Annotated in this window: 13 protein-coding genes and 1 pseudogene; 8 read left to right on the plus strand and 6 right to left on the minus strand. The window is 53.3% G+C overall.

Annotated features, from left to right (window positions below; all coding sequences use genetic code 11):
- Window position 1: 1 nt before the first annotated feature.
- Window positions 2-1,837, minus strand: a complete 1,836-nt coding sequence (locus tag AC9UEO_RS11510; protein ID WP_509533488.1) for a ShlB/FhaC/HecB family hemolysin secretion/activation protein — start codon at window positions 1,835-1,837, stop codon at window positions 2-4.
- 192 nt (window positions 1,838-2,029) lie between these two features.
- Here AC9UEO_RS11510 and AC9UEO_RS11515 point away from each other — a divergent pair, with 192 nt between their 5' ends.
- Window positions 2,030-2,395 (plus strand): surface-adhesin E family protein, encoded by a 366-nt coding sequence (locus AC9UEO_RS11515; protein ID WP_509533491.1) that lies wholly within the window; start codon window positions 2,030-2,032, stop codon window positions 2,393-2,395.
- Here AC9UEO_RS11515 and ggt read toward each other — a convergent pair.
- The 4 genes from ggt to AC9UEO_RS11535 all read right to left on the minus strand — a co-directional run bounded on the left by ggt (window position 2,389) and on the right by AC9UEO_RS11535 (window position 7,021).
- Window positions 2,389-4,005 (minus strand): gamma-glutamyltransferase, encoded by a 1,617-nt coding sequence (gene ggt / locus AC9UEO_RS11520; RefSeq protein WP_509533524.1) that lies wholly within the window; start codon window positions 4,003-4,005, stop codon window positions 2,389-2,391. The two genes, AC9UEO_RS11515 and ggt, sit on opposite strands and share 7 nt — an antisense overlap.
- 43 nt (window positions 4,006-4,048) lie before the next feature.
- Window positions 4,049-4,525, minus strand: a complete 477-nt coding sequence (locus AC9UEO_RS11525) for a thermonuclease family protein (RefSeq protein ID WP_509533494.1) — start codon at window positions 4,523-4,525, stop codon at window positions 4,049-4,051.
- Between the two features lie 352 nt (window positions 4,526-4,877).
- Window positions 4,878-6,206 carry an NAD(P)/FAD-dependent oxidoreductase gene (locus tag AC9UEO_RS11530; RefSeq protein WP_509533497.1) on the minus strand — a complete coding sequence of 443 codons (1,329 nt, stop codon included), beginning with the start codon at window positions 6,204-6,206 and terminating at the stop codon, window positions 4,878-4,880.
- Window positions 6,203-7,021 carry a phytanoyl-CoA dioxygenase family protein gene (locus AC9UEO_RS11535; protein WP_509533500.1) on the minus strand — a complete coding sequence of 273 codons (819 nt, stop codon included), beginning with the start codon at window positions 7,019-7,021 and terminating at the stop codon, window positions 6,203-6,205. The genes AC9UEO_RS11530 and AC9UEO_RS11535 overlap by 4 nt, the downstream gene beginning before the upstream one ends.
- 58 nt (window positions 7,022-7,079) lie before the next feature.
- On the opposite strand from AC9UEO_RS11535, the gene AC9UEO_RS11540 reads away from it, so the two are divergent.
- From AC9UEO_RS11540 to yoaA, 4 genes are read left to right on the plus strand one after another with little or no spacing between them, the layout of a single operon-like run.
- Window positions 7,080-7,493 carry a VOC family protein gene (locus AC9UEO_RS11540; protein ID WP_509533503.1) on the plus strand — a complete coding sequence of 138 codons (414 nt, stop codon included), beginning with the start codon at window positions 7,080-7,082 and terminating at the stop codon, window positions 7,491-7,493.
- Window positions 7,494-7,505: 12 nt separating this feature from the next.
- Window positions 7,506-8,603, plus strand: a complete 1,098-nt coding sequence (gene zapE / locus AC9UEO_RS11545; protein ID WP_509533506.1) for a cell division protein ZapE — start codon at window positions 7,506-7,508, stop codon at window positions 8,601-8,603.
- Entirely contained in the window at window positions 8,600-9,262 is a 663-nt protein-coding gene (locus AC9UEO_RS11550; protein WP_509533509.1) for a hypothetical protein, read from the plus strand. The genes zapE and AC9UEO_RS11550 overlap by 4 nt, the downstream gene beginning before the upstream one ends.
- A gap of 10 nt (window positions 9,263-9,272) precedes the next feature.
- The gene (yoaA, locus tag AC9UEO_RS11555) at window positions 9,273-11,306 is read left to right on the plus strand and encodes a DNA repair helicase YoaA (RefSeq protein ID WP_509533512.1); all 2,034 of its coding nucleotides are present in this window, start codon (window positions 9,273-9,275) and stop codon (window positions 11,304-11,306) included.
- Here the strand turns inward: yoaA and AC9UEO_RS11560 are convergent.
- Complete coding sequence (locus tag AC9UEO_RS11560) at window positions 11,278-12,075, minus strand: outer membrane protein assembly factor BamD (RefSeq protein WP_509533514.1); 798 nt, start codon at window positions 12,073-12,075, stop codon at window positions 11,278-11,280. The genes yoaA and AC9UEO_RS11560 overlap by 29 nt on opposite strands.
- A 42-nt stretch (window positions 12,076-12,117) precedes the next feature.
- Between AC9UEO_RS11560 and AC9UEO_RS11565 the strand changes: the two genes are divergently transcribed.
- From AC9UEO_RS11565 to AC9UEO_RS11575, 3 genes and pseudogenes are all read left to right on the plus strand, one after another.
- Window positions 12,118-13,125, plus strand: a complete 1,008-nt coding sequence (locus AC9UEO_RS11565) for an RluA family pseudouridine synthase (protein ID WP_509533517.1) — start codon at window positions 12,118-12,120, stop codon at window positions 13,123-13,125.
- Window positions 13,126-13,159: 34 nt separating this feature from the next.
- Window positions 13,160-13,664: pseudogene (scpB, locus tag AC9UEO_RS11570) on the plus strand (SMC-Scp complex subunit ScpB); the annotation flags it as partial.
- Between the two features lie 106 nt (window positions 13,665-13,770).
- The coding region (locus AC9UEO_RS11575) for a pseudouridine synthase (protein ID WP_509533519.1) at window positions 13,771-14,452 on the plus strand (682 nt) is incomplete at its 3' end.

The raw sequence follows: 14,452 nt of genomic DNA on the forward strand, positions 1-14,452 counted from the left end.
GTCAAAACTGCTGTATCACCGACAACCAAAAGCGGTCATTGTGCAATGTTCCATCAAGGTCCCGTCCGTTGGCTTGGGCTGCGGGGTTGGTGCCTATGCGATGCGCCCAAGTTACGCGCCATTGTGCTTGACCCCAGCGGTTGGGTACAGAAGAGCCTACCCACAGACCCGCGCCTTGCAAGTTGTAGGTATTAATGCCCGAACCGGTATTGAATTTCAGCTTGGTGACCCGCCCAGAATCAAGAAATGCGCTGAGTTTGAATGGGTATTGTTGAAGTTGCAGTGTTTTTTGGTATTCCACCGTCATCAATTGTGCAGCGTTGCCATTGGCCTCAGAGGAGGGGTAGGCGCGAACCGCCTGCGAGCCACCCAGCGAAAATTTCTCGCTGCCGTCTAAGTTTTTGCTGGCTATTTGTAGTTGGTAAGAGCCAACCAGCTGCGTGGTGGGGCTCAAAGTCTGCTGACGGTTCAGGTTCAAGCGCAACTTGGTGAAGCGTCCCGCGGTCATGTAGGTGCTGGCATCCGACACTTCATTGGGGGAGCCTGATAAATTGACCAAGCCGCGGGTCACTTGTGCCCCCACGCTGGTCTCGCCCCCGCCCATCCACTCGTCGTTTCGGTTGCCTTGCAAGCTGGTGGTCACGGTGTCCATGAAGTAGTCTGAAACCACGCCCGCATTGGTGTTGTTGCGGTAAAACTTACGATCCAAAGCCACTTGCATACTGGCACTGGTCGTTCTGCTGCGCAGCAAAGGCAGCGTCATGTCAAAGCCCACGCTGTTGGCAGGTCCTTGCGGGTTAAGCGTCAGATAGTCGTTTGTCACCACTTTATAGCGGCTCACTGAAGCATTCGCGCCCCAGCGGCTGCCCCAATAGCCAAGCGGTTCGCTGTAGGACAGTCGCAAATAATCTGTGCCATCGCTGTGCATGAACTGCATACTGCTGATGTCTGCGCGACCTAGTGCGCCATAGCGGTTGAGCTGGGTGCTCATGCGGTTAAAGCCTGTGGAAACTGGGCCCGCATTGTCCCAACTGACTTGACCGTCCCATGGCTTGCCTTCGGCAACTTGCAACATAGCCTCGGTTTCACCCTCTTTGTCGCCTGAGCGCAAGCGCATATTGGCTTGCACACCTGGCACCTCACCCAACAGCAAGGTGGCGCGGTCTAGCTGGCTCATGCGTACCGCTTCGCCTTTGGGTTGGGCAGTTTCCACCAGTTTGACCAAATAGTCAGGGGGTAGTTTGGCGCTGTTGGGGGTTTCCAGCTTGGCGCCGGCAAACTTGCCCTCGGTGATGGTGATGAGAACTTCACCTTCGGTCAGGTCTTGGGGCAACAAATCCACACGGGCTAAAACGCCTTCGTTTTGGTAGAGCTGCGCCACCGTGTCAGCGGCTTTTTGTAAATCTGCCAAGTCCTGAACGTTTGGAATGGTTTTTTTCAGCAACTGTTCTAAACGCTTGGAGGAGTAGACCTTGTTGCCTTCAAATTTGAAGCCTTTGAATACAAATTCGGTGCTGGCAGGCGCCGCCTCTTGGCTGGGTTCATTTTTCGATTGGACAGGGGCAAGCGCTTCGGTTTTAGCCGCACTGGCTGGCTTAGGTGGCGGCAATGCTGGGAACTTGATCCATCCGTCATCGGTTGATGGTGTGGCTGGGGGAGGGCTGCTAGCGGCCTTAGGCTTGTCGTTTTGAGCCTTGGGTGCTGCAGGACCTGGTCTCGGTGGGAACTTCACCCATTCATCATTGCTGTTTGCCATGGCATGAAGTTCAGTCGTCCCAGCGCCACTGCTGACGGCTTGCGCCTGCACTGGGCACGCAGCGGTTACAAGTGAGGCCATCAGGCATGACTTGAAGGGGGGCGAGCGCAAGGCTTTCAAACGGGACGGGTTAAAACGCAGCAAAAAGACCTCTCGGGCATGGAGCAACAGCGCTGAAAATAAAATCAGTTAGTCTTTGTTTCGGCACTCCCGCTGGAAAATGAAGATCTGAGAGCCTTAGATATGAAAAAATTACCGATATTGTTGACTTTTATGGCTTTTGCTGCCCATGCCGATTGGCATTTGGTACACACCGATAAAGGCTCAGCCCGTTTTTTTGTCGATAAAGACAATTTGCGCATCATCAATGGCTATCGCCGCGCTTGGATCTTGAACGATCTGGGTAAACCCAATGGCCAAGGGACAGCCTCTTTTCGATCGGTAGAAGAATACGACTGCGAGGAGAAACAGGCGCGGGTTATGCAAATCCACGCCATGTCGGGGCCCATGGCCACAGGCAACTTGGTGGCCAGGCGCAGCGGCAACGGTCAGTGGACCAAGCCCGAGATGGATTCGATTGACAAACACCTGATGGAAAGCGTTTGCAGCTTGCCCTTGAGCGAGTCGCCCGCTCAGTAACCGATGGCAGCGCCGTCGCTGCGCGGGTCGCTGCCGCCAAAGCGGGTTTGCTGCGAACCTTCCAAGGTAATTCCGTGGGCATGACCGGCCAGTTCGTTCCAAGCACCCCAACGGTTGAGCACATGGCCCTTGGCGGCCAAGGCGTCAAGGTTTGCACTGCCCAAGCGGCTCTCCACATGCAAGGTGTCGCGGGCCTCGCCTAAACCAAAGCGCCCTGATAGCCAGCGCGGCGCTTCCACCGCCTGCTGTATGTCCAAGCCATGGTCCATCATCGCGCTGTAGGTCTGAAATTGGATTTGCGGTTGCCCATCTGCGCCCATACAGCCCATGACGCTCCACAGCTTGTTGTGGCGAAAACCGATGGACGCAATCAAGGTGTGCAGGGGAATTTTGCCTGGTGCCAGGACATTGGGGTGGCCGTCTTGCAAAGAAAAATAGGCGCTGCGGTTTTGCAACAAAACGCCTGTATCAAGGCTGACCACGCCAGAGCCAAATGCGCCGTACAGGCTGTGAATCAGCGACACCGCTTGGCCTTGTTCGTCCACTACTGCGATGTACACCGTGTCACCTCGCAGGCTACCGTAGGAGGGCACTTGGTCCCAAGCCAAGGCATGTTGGGGGTTGATCAAGTTGCGCCGTTCATCAAGGTAGGCGTCACTCAGCAACTGCTGCATGGGCATATCGGTGAACGCGGGGTCGCCCAGCCAGCGGTCACGGTCGTGGTAGCTGATTTGCTTGGCTTGCACCATCAAATGAATGCGTTCTGGGTCAAAAAAATCTTTTTTGTGCAACTCAAATGGCTCGACCAGTTTCAGCATTTGCAAGACAGTAAAGCCTTGGGTGGGTGCGGGGGTTTGGTAAAGCGTCAGGTCACGGTAACTGCCCACCAGCGGCTCACCCCATTGAGCTTGTTGACGCTCAAGATCTTGCGCATTGAAAAAACCACCGTGTTCCTTGGCCAGCGCAGCCAAGGCCTTGCCTGTTTCGCCTTGGTAAAAACCAGCTTGGCCTTGTTCTGCCACAGCTTGCAGGGTTCGGGCCAAGGCGGGATTTCGTCTTGTGTCGCCAGTGCTAGGCAATTGGCCATCGGGTGTGAAAAGCGCAGACCAGCCTGTCTGGGCGCTGCAATCGGCTTGGCTGCGCTGCATCCAGCCTGCGAGTCGCTGGCTGACGGGGTAGCCGTTGTGGGCATAGTCGATGGCACAAGCCAAGATGCGAGGCAAGCCTAACTTGCCATAGGCGTTGTGTGCCGCGCACCAACTCGACACCGCACCGGGCGTGGTCAAAGTGGCAGGCCAAATGCCGCGAAACGGCACCTCAGTTAATCCCTTGTCTGTGAAAAAGCGAGGATCGGCATTGGCCGCCGCCCGCCCGCCGCCGTTCAAGTAGCGGACTTTGCCAGTACTGGCATCATGGATGAGCCAAAAAGCGTCGCCGCCTATGCCAGTCATGTGGGGGTAGATCACGCCCAGCACGGCGGCTGTGGCAATGGCTGCGTCAACGGCAGAGCCACCTGCGCGAAGTACGTCTGCACCGGCGGCGGAGGCCAAGCTGTGGGGGGAGGTAACCATGCCGCGTGGGCTGAGGGTGGCCGGGCGGCCCGTCGGCATTTCCAAGACAAGCTCCTAAATGGCTGAGGTTAACCGATCACGCTTATTTCTTGCGAAACGCCCAAGGCGGCATGGGTGTTTCGTCAGCCCACAGCCCAAGTCTGAGAGACTTTGATTTCATCTCTGTATCACTGTAGACCGCGCGGTCTGTTGCTGGCTGTTCGTTTTGGTATTTCTTATAGTGCCACGCCATGCCCAGTACCAACTGCTGCAGACAAACATCTAAATCACCCAAGGTGACTTTGCCCACCATTCGGCCGTATTTGTCTTCTTTGTCATATTCGATATGTACCTGCTTGCCATTAACAAGGTCATTCAGGCTTTGCTTGGATTTTTCGCCAAAAGCTTGCTTTTTTTCGGGGGCATCAATGCCTTGCAGCCTGATTTTGTAAGTATTCATATGTTGATCTAGCACTGTGATGGTGTCACCATCTGCAACCCCAACCACCAAACCTTCAATGGTTTTCGCGTTGACGATATTCGATAAAAATAATACAAATATTAATAATAATTTTGTCATGCCAAATACTTTTGTGTATTTGGTAAATTCTACAAAATTTTAGGTTTTATTTATTAAATGATTTGATGATGAAGATCAATTCTTCTTGTGATTGAGAGCTTTGCCCGTGATGTAGCCCTTATTTACTTCCCTGATCGCCCATACTTTGATTGGTAATAAAGGTATTTCGCCTTTGACCCAAAGGGAATTCAAATGAAACGTTATTTATCTGCTCGATGGACTGGTTTTTCTATGCTTGGCCAGCGCGCTTTTGTTTGTTGCCGCACCAGTAGGGGCGCAACACATGAGAAAGTAAAACTGCACCTGACTTCCAGTCAACAGGCCGCATGGGGAAGAGTTTTCCAAAACCATGCTAGTGAAGCTTCACAGTTGGGTTGGTTTGCTTGGTGATCATTCTTGCCAAGGTGTAGAGCGATGTCTTCAAAAAACCATGAATGGCCAACTCATGCAATTTGTACAAAGACAGGTACATGATTTTTGCAAAGTAGCCCTCAATCATCAAATTTTTACCAATGAGGCCACCCATCATATTGCCCACTGTGCTGAATTTTCCTAAAGATACCAATGAGCCAAAATCTTTGTAGTGGTAGGGTTTGAGGGGTTTGTTGGCAAACCTTCTCATGATTTGTTGGTACACATGCGAAGCTTGTTGGTGCGCCGCTTGGGCACGCGGTGGAACCAGTCCGGATTGGCCTGTATGCCCATCAGGGTAAGGGCAAGCTGCACAATCACCCAGAGCAAAAATATCTTTGTCACGCGTGGTTTGCAGCGTGTCGTTCACCACGATTTGGTTGATCCGGTTGGTTTCCAGCCCCCCAATATCTTTTAACAAATCAGGGGCCTTGACCCCAGCCGCCCATACCACCAGTTCTGACTCCAGTATTCGGCCATCAGCAAGCCGTAGCCCAGTGGACAATACCTCGGTCACTTTGGCATTGGTCAAAACTTGCACACCCAAGGATTGAATCAGTTGCTCTGTGGCCTTGGACAACCTTGGCGGCAGCGCGGGCAGTATGCGTTGCGCAGCTTCAATCAAGCTGACTTTGATGTCCTTGTCTGCGTCAATTCGGTTAAGACCAAAAGCCACGACTTCACGGGTGGTTCGGTGCAGCTCAGCTGCAAGCTCAACCCCAGTAGCCCCCGCCCCAATGATGGCTACATGCAACTGTCGTTTGTTGATGGCCTCTAACTGGTTGTGCGCTCGGATACACGCATTGACCATCTTGGAATGAAACTGTTTCGCATCATGCTGGTTCTCTAAACGCAGCGCATATTCCTTTACGCCTTGGGTGCCAAAGTCGTTGCTTAAACTGCCAATGCAAATGACCAGCGTGTCATAGGAAATTTGTTGAACGGGGGTTACAGGCGTCCCATCGCTGTCCACATAGGGCGCCAAGTCTATGGTTTTGGTTACGCGGTTCAAACCATTGAGTTCACCGATGCGAAAAGTGAATTGGTTCCAATGGGCATGGGCCATGTAATCCACCTCATGATCGCCAAAGTCCATGCTGCCGGAGGCTATTTCGTGCAGCTTGGGTTTCCAAATATGTGTGCGGTTTTTGTCAACCAGTGTGACCAGCGCTTTGTTTTTTCGCCCTAAGGTTTTGCCTAATTTGGTGGCCAACTCCAAGCCTCCCGCGCCACCACCAACGATGACAATTTTGTGCAATTCTTTATTCATTCATGTCCAATGGAAAAATCATTCAAACCGCAAGCGTCTTTGCCTTTTAGAAGCCACAGGGGTCTTGTTTCAAAATTCAGTGCCAGGCCGGTTTTGCCTGCTGCGGGGTGTAAGCGGCGGTCAAAGTGGGAAGTGGTTGGCATATAGCGGATTGCCACGCCTGTTCGGCGCAAGCCTGAAGTGTTGGCTTTGGCGCCGTGGATCATATAGACATCGTGCAATGACATCTGACCAGGCCGCAGTTCTAGGTCGACAGCTTCATTTTCGTTAAAGGTATCGTCAACCATGCGCTGGTTCAACACCAAGTCGGTCCTGTCTTCATGCAAATGAGGGTGAAGCACTTGGTTTTTATGCGAGCCTGGTATGACCCGCAAGCAGCCATTGCTCTTTAAGCTGGGTTCAATCGCAACCCACACAGTACAAGTTGCCAGCGGTCGCATTGGCCAGTATTGACCGTCTTGGTGCCAAGGAGTTTCAAACCCGTGCTCTGCGGGTTTGCAAAACACTTGACATCCCCACAGCGCCACATTGGGGCCAATGATCTGCGACACCATCTCTACCAAAGGCGGGTACATCGCCAGTTCTAAAAATTTTCTGCTGCCTGCAACCCCATCGTCATTTTTGCCATTCTGCTGACCTTCGATATGCGCACTGACCAGTTTTTCTGGCCTGACATCGGGGTTAGCAAGAATAAGTTCATCTAAGGTGTTTTGCAGGTCCTTCACCATTTTTGTGGGCAGGCTAAAGCGGGGAATCACAAATCCGTTCGCATGGTATTGCGTTATTTCGGATGCGCTAAGAATGGTCTCTGGCATAAATTTGCCTCTTATTGGCTGAGTGAGGTGGTTTTAGCAGACTTTGTATACTGAATCCATGCAACCTTTTCATTTGGCTTTTCCCGTGACGTCGCTTGAAAAAGCGCGCTCCTTTTATGGCGAGCTCTTAGGCTGTCCCGAAGGACGTTCCTCATCTGACTGGGTGGATTTTGACTTTTATGGCCATCAAATCGTGGCTCATCTCAGCCCCAAGGAAGCTCGCCTGAACCACACCAGCGCGGTGGACGGACACAATGTGCCGGTGCGCCACTTTGGCATGGTACTGACCATGGTTCAGTGGGACGCCTTGGCCGAACGACTCAAAACAGCGGGGGTGCGCTTTGTCATTGAACCCTACATACGCTTCAAAGGCGAAGTGGGTGAGCAGGCCACCATGTTTTTGCATGATCCTTGTGGCAACGCATTAGAGTTCAAGGCATTTGCCAATCCCTCCAGCCTGTTTGCGAAATAACGCCTGCGCTGCATGTCGGTTTCAGCGATTTACCAACAGGAGCTCAAAGCGCGTGGTTTTTACAGTGACCCAGCGCAATTGCTTGCCGTTGAGGCCTTAGACGACTGCGCCAAGGCTTGGTCTGGCTACAAGCTCAAACGGGCCAACGCCATCAAAAAGCTCATTAACCACCCCGATATTCCACAAGGCGTTTACTTGTATGGCGGTGTTGGCAGGGGAAAAAGTTTTTTAATGGATTGCTTTTACCAAGCCGTTCCCATTGAGCGCAAAACCCGCTTGCATTTTCATGAGTTCATGCGAGAGGTGCACCGCGAACTGCATGAACTGCAAGGCACGGTCAATCCTTTGGATGAGTTGGGTCGTCGCATGGCCAAGCGTTTCAAGCTGATTTGTTTTGATGAATTTCATATTGCTGACATTACCGACGCCATGATCTTGCACCGTTTGCTGGTGGCGATGCAAGTCAACGGGATTGGCTTTGTCACCACCTCCAATTTCAAGCCTGACGAACTCTACCCCGATGGTTTGCACCGCGACCGTATGCTGCCCGCCATTGATCTGCTCAACGCCAGCATGCAGGTGGTAAATGTGGACAACGGTACCGACTACCGTGGCCGCATGTTGGAACAAGCTCAACTGTATTTGAGCCCGTGCAATGACGCCAACGAAGCACTGATGCACCAAACATTTGACCGCTTGGCAGAAGCCCCGGACCAAGATGGTTTGTTGCTGATTGAGTCACGCAAAATTTGGGCGAAACGCCGCGCGGGTGGCGTGGTCTGGTTCGATTTCAAGGTCTTGTGCGGTGGTCCACGCTCACAAAACGATTTTTTGGAAATTGCAAGTCAGTTTCACACGGTATTTTTAAGTGGCGTTCCACACATGGAGGTACGCATGTCCTCTGAGGCCAGACGCTTTACTTGGTTGATCGATGTTCTCTATGACCGCCGCGTCAAATTGGTGGTGATGGCCGAGGTGGCGCCTGAGGCTTTGTACACCCAGGGACCGATGTCGCACGAGTTTCCGCGCACCGCTTCTCGGTTGCGCGAAATGCAGTCAGGGGCTTTTTTGGCGCTGGGGCGGCGCATGGTGGATACTTCGTTGACATGAAACACCTTAGATCAAACTTTTTCGTCCTGATGCTGCTCGGCTTCGCCTTGGGTGCGCATGCGCAAGATAACTTGGCTCAGGGCTTAGACGTCACGGCTGAGCGTGACCGCATCAAGCTCGAGCGCAGCCAAATGGAGGCTGAGTACAGCCAATCCCTGCGGGTTTGTTACCAAAAACTCAATGTCAACAGCTGTAAAGACGATGCCTTGAAGATTCGTTTGCAAAAAAGTAATCTGCTGCGCTCGCAAGAGCGGGTTCTGAACGACCAAGAGCGCAAGCAGCGCAGTGCCGCAGCTTTGCAAAGCATAGAAGAAAAAAACAGTTTGGCGACCCAAACCGAGGATGCCGAGCGTCGCGCCCGAAGCGCTAGGCAGCACCTTGACAAGCTTGAGAGTAATCTTAAAAAAAATGAAGACCGTTTGGAAAAAGAAGCGCGTGAAGCTGAAAATTTAGAGAAAAACACCCGGCGCCAACAAGAGTTGAGCGAGCGACAACGTGCTCACCAAGACAAAGTGGATGCCGCCAACGCCGAGCGTGAAAAACATCTGCAAAAAATGCAAGCGGCCAAAGAACATCGCGAGCAAGTAGAACGTAACCGCGTGCAGCGTGGCACCCCAGGGGCTGACCCGCTCCCTGCTCATCCTCTTGAAAAGCCATGATGGGCAAGCCTTGACAAACCCTTTGTCTGATGCGGTCAAGGAGGTATTTGGTTCCTTGGGACCGCTGGCCAGATCAAGCCCTTATTTCAAACCTCGTGCCGGCCAAACCGAAATGGCCATGGCTGTGGCCGATGCTGTGGCTGAGGGCGGCTCCTTGGTGGTGGAGGCAGGCACTGGTGTTGGCAAGACCTTTGCCTACCTTGTGCCCGCGTTGCTAAGCGGTGAGCGGGTGTTGCTGTCGACTGCCACCAAAACTTTGCAAGACCAGTTGTTTGCCAGAGACATCCCTGATTTGCTCGCCGCTTTAGGTTTGCCTCTGCGCTTGGCCATGCTCAAAGGCCGTGGCAGTTATGTGTGCCAGCAACGCTTGGCCATGGCGCAACAAGCCGCTACTTTGCCCGACCGAACTTGCGTCAGAACCTTGGCGCAAGTACAAACCTGGGCCAACACTACCCGCACAGGCGACTTGGCTGAAATGCCCACGCTCGATGAGCGCTCACCTCTGATTCCCTTGATCACCTCCAACCGCGACAACTGTTTGGGTTCGACCTGCAGTTTTTGGAAAGAGTGCCACGTGAATGCCGCTCGCAAAGAGGCTATGGCGGCTGATGTGGTGGTGATTAACCATCACTTGTTTTTTGCCGATTTGGCTATGCGTGAGGGCGGTATGGCAGAGTTGCTGCCCAGTGTGAGGGTGGTGGTTTTCGATGAAGCCCATCAACTCAACGAAACCGGCATACAGTTTTTAGGTCAACAACTGGGCCTGGGGCAATTGCTCGACTTGGCCCGTGACATTCTTGCTTGCGGTTTGCAATTGGCCAAGGGTTTGGCAGATTGGCAAGGCGTGGTCGGCGAGTTTGAAAAGTCTTTGCGCGACCTTCGCTTGCTGATAGGCAAGCATCCACCCAACACCCGTTTACGTTGGTTGGCAGGCTACCCACAGGGCATCAATCCCCAAGACTGGGGCGACGCCATGTTGCTGCTGACCCAAAGATCCCAAGCGTTATTGGCTTCTTTGGAAGTGGTGGCAGATTCAGCGCCAGAGTTTGTTCGCTTGCATGAGCGGGTAAGCGATGTCATTGGTTTGGTTGCCCACTTTTCCCAAGAGTGTCCGCCAGGATCTGTCCGCTGGTTGGAAGTGGGGTCGCAAGCGCGGTGCATGCAAGCCCCCTTGGACATTGCGGATGTGATGCAAAGCCGTTTGCTGCAAGCCGTGGTGACAGTGCCGGATGCGCAAGGCAATGCGGTGAATTTACCGCGCAGTTGGATTTTTACCTCAGCCACGCTGGGCGACGACGATCGTTTGACTTGGTTTACCGAGCCCTGTGGTTTATCTCAAGCAAAGGTGTTGCGTGTTGAGAGTCCGTTCGACTATGCCACCCAAGCTTGGCTTTATGTGCCGCGTGACATGGTGTCTCCCAAAGACCCGCAGCACAGCTCAGCGGTAGGAGACGTGGCTTTGCAAGTAGCACGTGTGTTAGGTGGGCGAACATTGGTACTGACCACCACTTCACGCGCTTTGCGAGCCATTGGTTTGCAATTGCAGACCGCATTGGGCGAAACCGCACAGATTGACGTTTTGGTTCAAGGCGAAAGCCCTAAACGGCAGTTGATGCAACGTTTTCGCCAAGCCATTGAGCCCGGCAAACAAGGTTGTGTGCTGGTAGCGACGGCAAGCTTTTGGGAGGGCTTTGACGTGCCCGGAGACGCTTTACAAGCGGTGGTGATTGACAAGCTGCCTTTTCCACCACCCAATGACCCAGTGGTGGAAGCTCGCGGCCAACGCCTAGAGGCCCAAGGGCGCAGCTCGTTCAATGACTATTTTTTGCCAGAGGCCGCCGTATCGCTAAAACAAGGGGCAGGGCGATTGATTCGGCGTGAAAGCGATCGGGGCGCTTTGGTGGTTTGTGACAACCGCTTGGTCAGCACCGGTTATGGCAGGCGTTTACTAGCTAATTTGCCAGCCATGCAAAAGGTACAGACCCTGCCAGAACTTCTTCAAGCCTTGGCTTGCATTACCAAAACTGATACCAACGCTTGCTAGGAGGAGGTGGTGGTGGTGCTTTGTCAGTGAAATACTGGCTTTGGGGATAAGAGCTCTCAAGCACCCGAATCGCGTCTTCCTTTAGTTTGGTCAAGCCCAAAGCTTCGTAAGAATCGATCAAAATAATCAAAGCATCTTCCACTGCCGCAATGTTTTGGTAGTCATTGAGTGTGGTTTGTGCGCGGTTGATGGCGGCCACATAAGCGCCTTTTTTGTAATAGTGGCGAGCGACTTTGATCTCAGATTTTGCCAGTAAATTAACGATATGACGCATACGCAAGGTGGCGTCAGGGGTATATTTTGATTCTGGAAAGCGGGTTACCAACTCTTTATACGCTTCGAAAGACTCCCGAGCCGCCATTTGGTCTCGTTCTGCCAAATCTTGTTTAAACCATTTGGAAAGCAAGCCCAAATCGTCATTGAAATTGACTGTGCCTTTAAGGTAGAGCGCATAGTCCAGCGCAGGAGAGGCAGGGTTGAGCTTGATAAAGCGGTCAAGCGTGACGATGGCCGTGGCGCGGTCACCGTTTCTAAACTGCGCGTAGGCTTTGTCAAGTTGGGCTTGCTGGGCGAGTACGGTACCTGCGGCTCTTCCTTCGAGTTTGTCGTAAAGGACAATCGCCTTGTCGTACAAAGCGCCATTCATGCTGTCACGGGCTTCCTCGTAGAGCTCCTCGGGCTTCATCTTGAGGGTTTTGTCTTTTTCCTCGGTCGCGCAACCGAGGAGCGCAAGCATTGCCAACAACACCGATAATGAAAGAAATCTCAACACAGTCAACCTTTAGGCTTTGAATGGCATGCATTATCAACGATGATCTCCCACCACAAAGCACCGACAGCCCCACCGACATTGGCTGAGCTCGAAAGCGATGACCTCGCCACCGAGATAGAAGTCCGCGAACTTGCCATACCCACCGATTTACATCGACAGCGCTTGGACCGCGCTTTGGTGAGCTTGCTGCCCGAGTTTTCACGCAACCATCTCAAGCACATGATCGAAGACGGATGTGTCAGCTTGGGCGAACAAGTGGTCACCAAAGTAGCGCATTTGGTCAAAGCATTTGAAGCCTGTCAGGTGCGGTTGCAGCCAACCGATATGTCACAGGCCTTTGTGCCACAAGACTTGCCATTGGATGTGGTCTTTGAGGACGAGCACCTTCGCGTCATTCATAAGTCCGTGGGAATGGTTGTGCATCCGGCCCCAGGCAACTGGAGCGGCACTTTGCTCAATGGTTTGCTGTATTTGGATGAAGGGCTCAAATTAATTCCCCGCGCTGGCATTGTGCACCGCCTGGACAAGGACACCAGCGGTTTGATGGTCACCGCCCGCACACGCCCCGCTATGGACGCTTTGGTGCAAATGATCGCCGCAAGGCAAGTACACCGTGAGTACCTCGCCATCGCTCACCGCCCTTGGCGCGGGGCCTTGTTGCGGGAGGTGGACGCACCCATAGGGCGTGACTCACGTCAGCGTTTGCGTATGGCAGTGGTTGACATGGCCAAACAATCCGGCAAAACCGCACACACCAGTTTGCGCTGCTTGGAAAGCCAAGATTTAGGCTGTTTGGTGCATTGCACTTTGCACACCGGTCGCACCCACCAAATCCGCGTCCACATGGCGTCAATTGGACACCCCTTGTTGGCTGATACCTTGTACGGTGGAAGTCATGGTGCCAATCTTCAGCGCCAAGCTTTGCATGCTTACAAATTGGGTTTCCTGCACCCCATGACGGGGGAGTCCTTGCAATTTCACAGGGCCTTACCCCTTGACATGCAGCAAGCCCTGTCGGATTGGGGTCTGTCCGAGGTGCTCAGTTAGAATGATCGGTTGAATTTCCCTCGGAATACCTGCTATGAACACCTTGGATGCCAAGCGTGTCCTCGAAACCGCTCTGCTATGCGCCGCACAACCTTTGTCGGTGCGAGAGCTGCGCCAGCTGTTTAACGATGAGCTGGGCGCCGACACGCTCAAAACACTTTTGCACGACGTCCAAGACGACTGGACGCAGCGTGGTATTGAATTGGTGCAAGTTGCCAGCGGTTGGCGCATGCAAAGTCGCCCTGAAATGCGTGACTTCCTTGACCGTTTGCACCCTGAAAAGCCGCCCAAATATTCGCGTGCCGCCATGGAAACTTTGGCCATCATTGCCTACCGCCAACCGGTGACCCGCGGAGACATGGAAGACATTCGTGGCGTGACCATCAATTCCTTGGTGCTTAAACAACTGGAGGACCGCGGCTGGGTCGAGGTCATTGGCCACCGCGAAACCGTTGGCAGGCCCATGCTCTATGCCACCACAAAACAATTTTTAGACGATTTGGGCGTGGCTTCACTGGACCAGTTGCCGCCTTTAGAGTCTCCAGGCGCTGTGAGTCAATTTTTCACTTCTGCATCCATCGAAGAAGTCGACCCTGCCCAAATGCCCATGGCCTTGGAAGAACCGGCTTCGGGCGAGAACCCCGCGTGAGCGACGATACCCCTAAGTTGCACAAAGTCTTGGCCCAATCTGGGCTGGGTTCTCGCTTAGAGATGGAACGACTGATCGGCGAAGGTCGCATCACTGTCAATGATGAGCTTGCCCATGTGGGCCAACGCATACAGTTTGGCGATCGCATTAAGGTTAATGGCAGAGCGATTCCCGTGCGCATACAAGCCATGCCGGTACGCGTTTTGGCTTACCACAAGCCGGTGGGCGAGATCGTCAGCCGTGATGACCCGCAAAACCGTCCTACGGTGTTTCGCAAACTGCCCCGTCTTTACCAAGGCAAATGGCAAGCCGTGGGTCGCCTAGACCTCAATACCGAGGGTTTGTTGTTGTTCACCAGTTCGGGTGAACTTGCCAATAAGCTGATGCATCCGCGCTTTGGCCTCGAGCGAGAATACGCTGTGCGGGTCTTGGGCGCTTTGAGCAATATCGAAAAAGAAAAATTGCTTTCGGGCGTCAACCTTGAAGACGGCATGGCCCAGTTTGGCAGCCTTGAGGATGGCGGCGGCGAAGGTGCCAATTGTTGGTACCGCGTCACCATCCAAGAAGGGCGCAACCGTGAGGTGCGTCGCATGTTTGAGGCGGTTGGTCATGCTGTCAGTCGCTTGATTCGAATTCGCTACGGCAAAATGGTCTTGCCCCGTGGCCTCAAACGTGGCG

The sequence above is a fragment of the Limnohabitans sp. genome (assembly GCF_040401495.1).
GTDB lineage: Bacteria > Pseudomonadota > Gammaproteobacteria > Burkholderiales > Burkholderiaceae_C > Limnohabitans.

Bases quoted from the DNA above. Each gene is read 5' to 3' on its own strand.
- AC9UEO_RS11510 (WP_509533488.1), bottom strand. From the start codon at position 1,837: ATGGCCTCACTTGTAACCGCTGCGTGCCCAGTGCAGGCGCAAGCCGTC.
- AC9UEO_RS11515 (WP_509533491.1), top strand. From the start codon at position 2,030: ATGGCTTTTGCTGCCCATGCCGATTGGCATTTGGTACACACCGATAAA.
- ggt (WP_509533524.1), bottom strand. From the start codon at position 4,005: ATGCCGACGGGCCGCCCGGCCACCCTCAGCCCACGCGGCATGGTTACC.
- AC9UEO_RS11525 (WP_509533494.1), bottom strand. From the start codon at position 4,525: ATGACAAAATTATTATTAATATTTGTATTATTTTTATCGAATATCGTC.
- AC9UEO_RS11530 (WP_509533497.1), bottom strand. From the start codon at position 6,206: ATGAATAAAGAATTGCACAAAATTGTCATCGTTGGTGGTGGCGCGGGA.
- AC9UEO_RS11535 (WP_509533500.1), bottom strand. From the start codon at position 7,021: ATGCCAGAGACCATTCTTAGCGCATCCGAAATAACGCAATACCATGCG.
- AC9UEO_RS11540 (WP_509533503.1), top strand. From the start codon at position 7,080: ATGCAACCTTTTCATTTGGCTTTTCCCGTGACGTCGCTTGAAAAAGCG.
- zapE (WP_509533506.1), top strand. From the start codon at position 7,506: ATGTCGGTTTCAGCGATTTACCAACAGGAGCTCAAAGCGCGTGGTTTT.
- AC9UEO_RS11550 (WP_509533509.1), top strand. From the start codon at position 8,600: ATGAAACACCTTAGATCAAACTTTTTCGTCCTGATGCTGCTCGGCTTC.
- AC9UEO_RS11565 (WP_509533517.1), top strand. From the start codon at position 12,118: ATGATCTCCCACCACAAAGCACCGACAGCCCCACCGACATTGGCTGAG.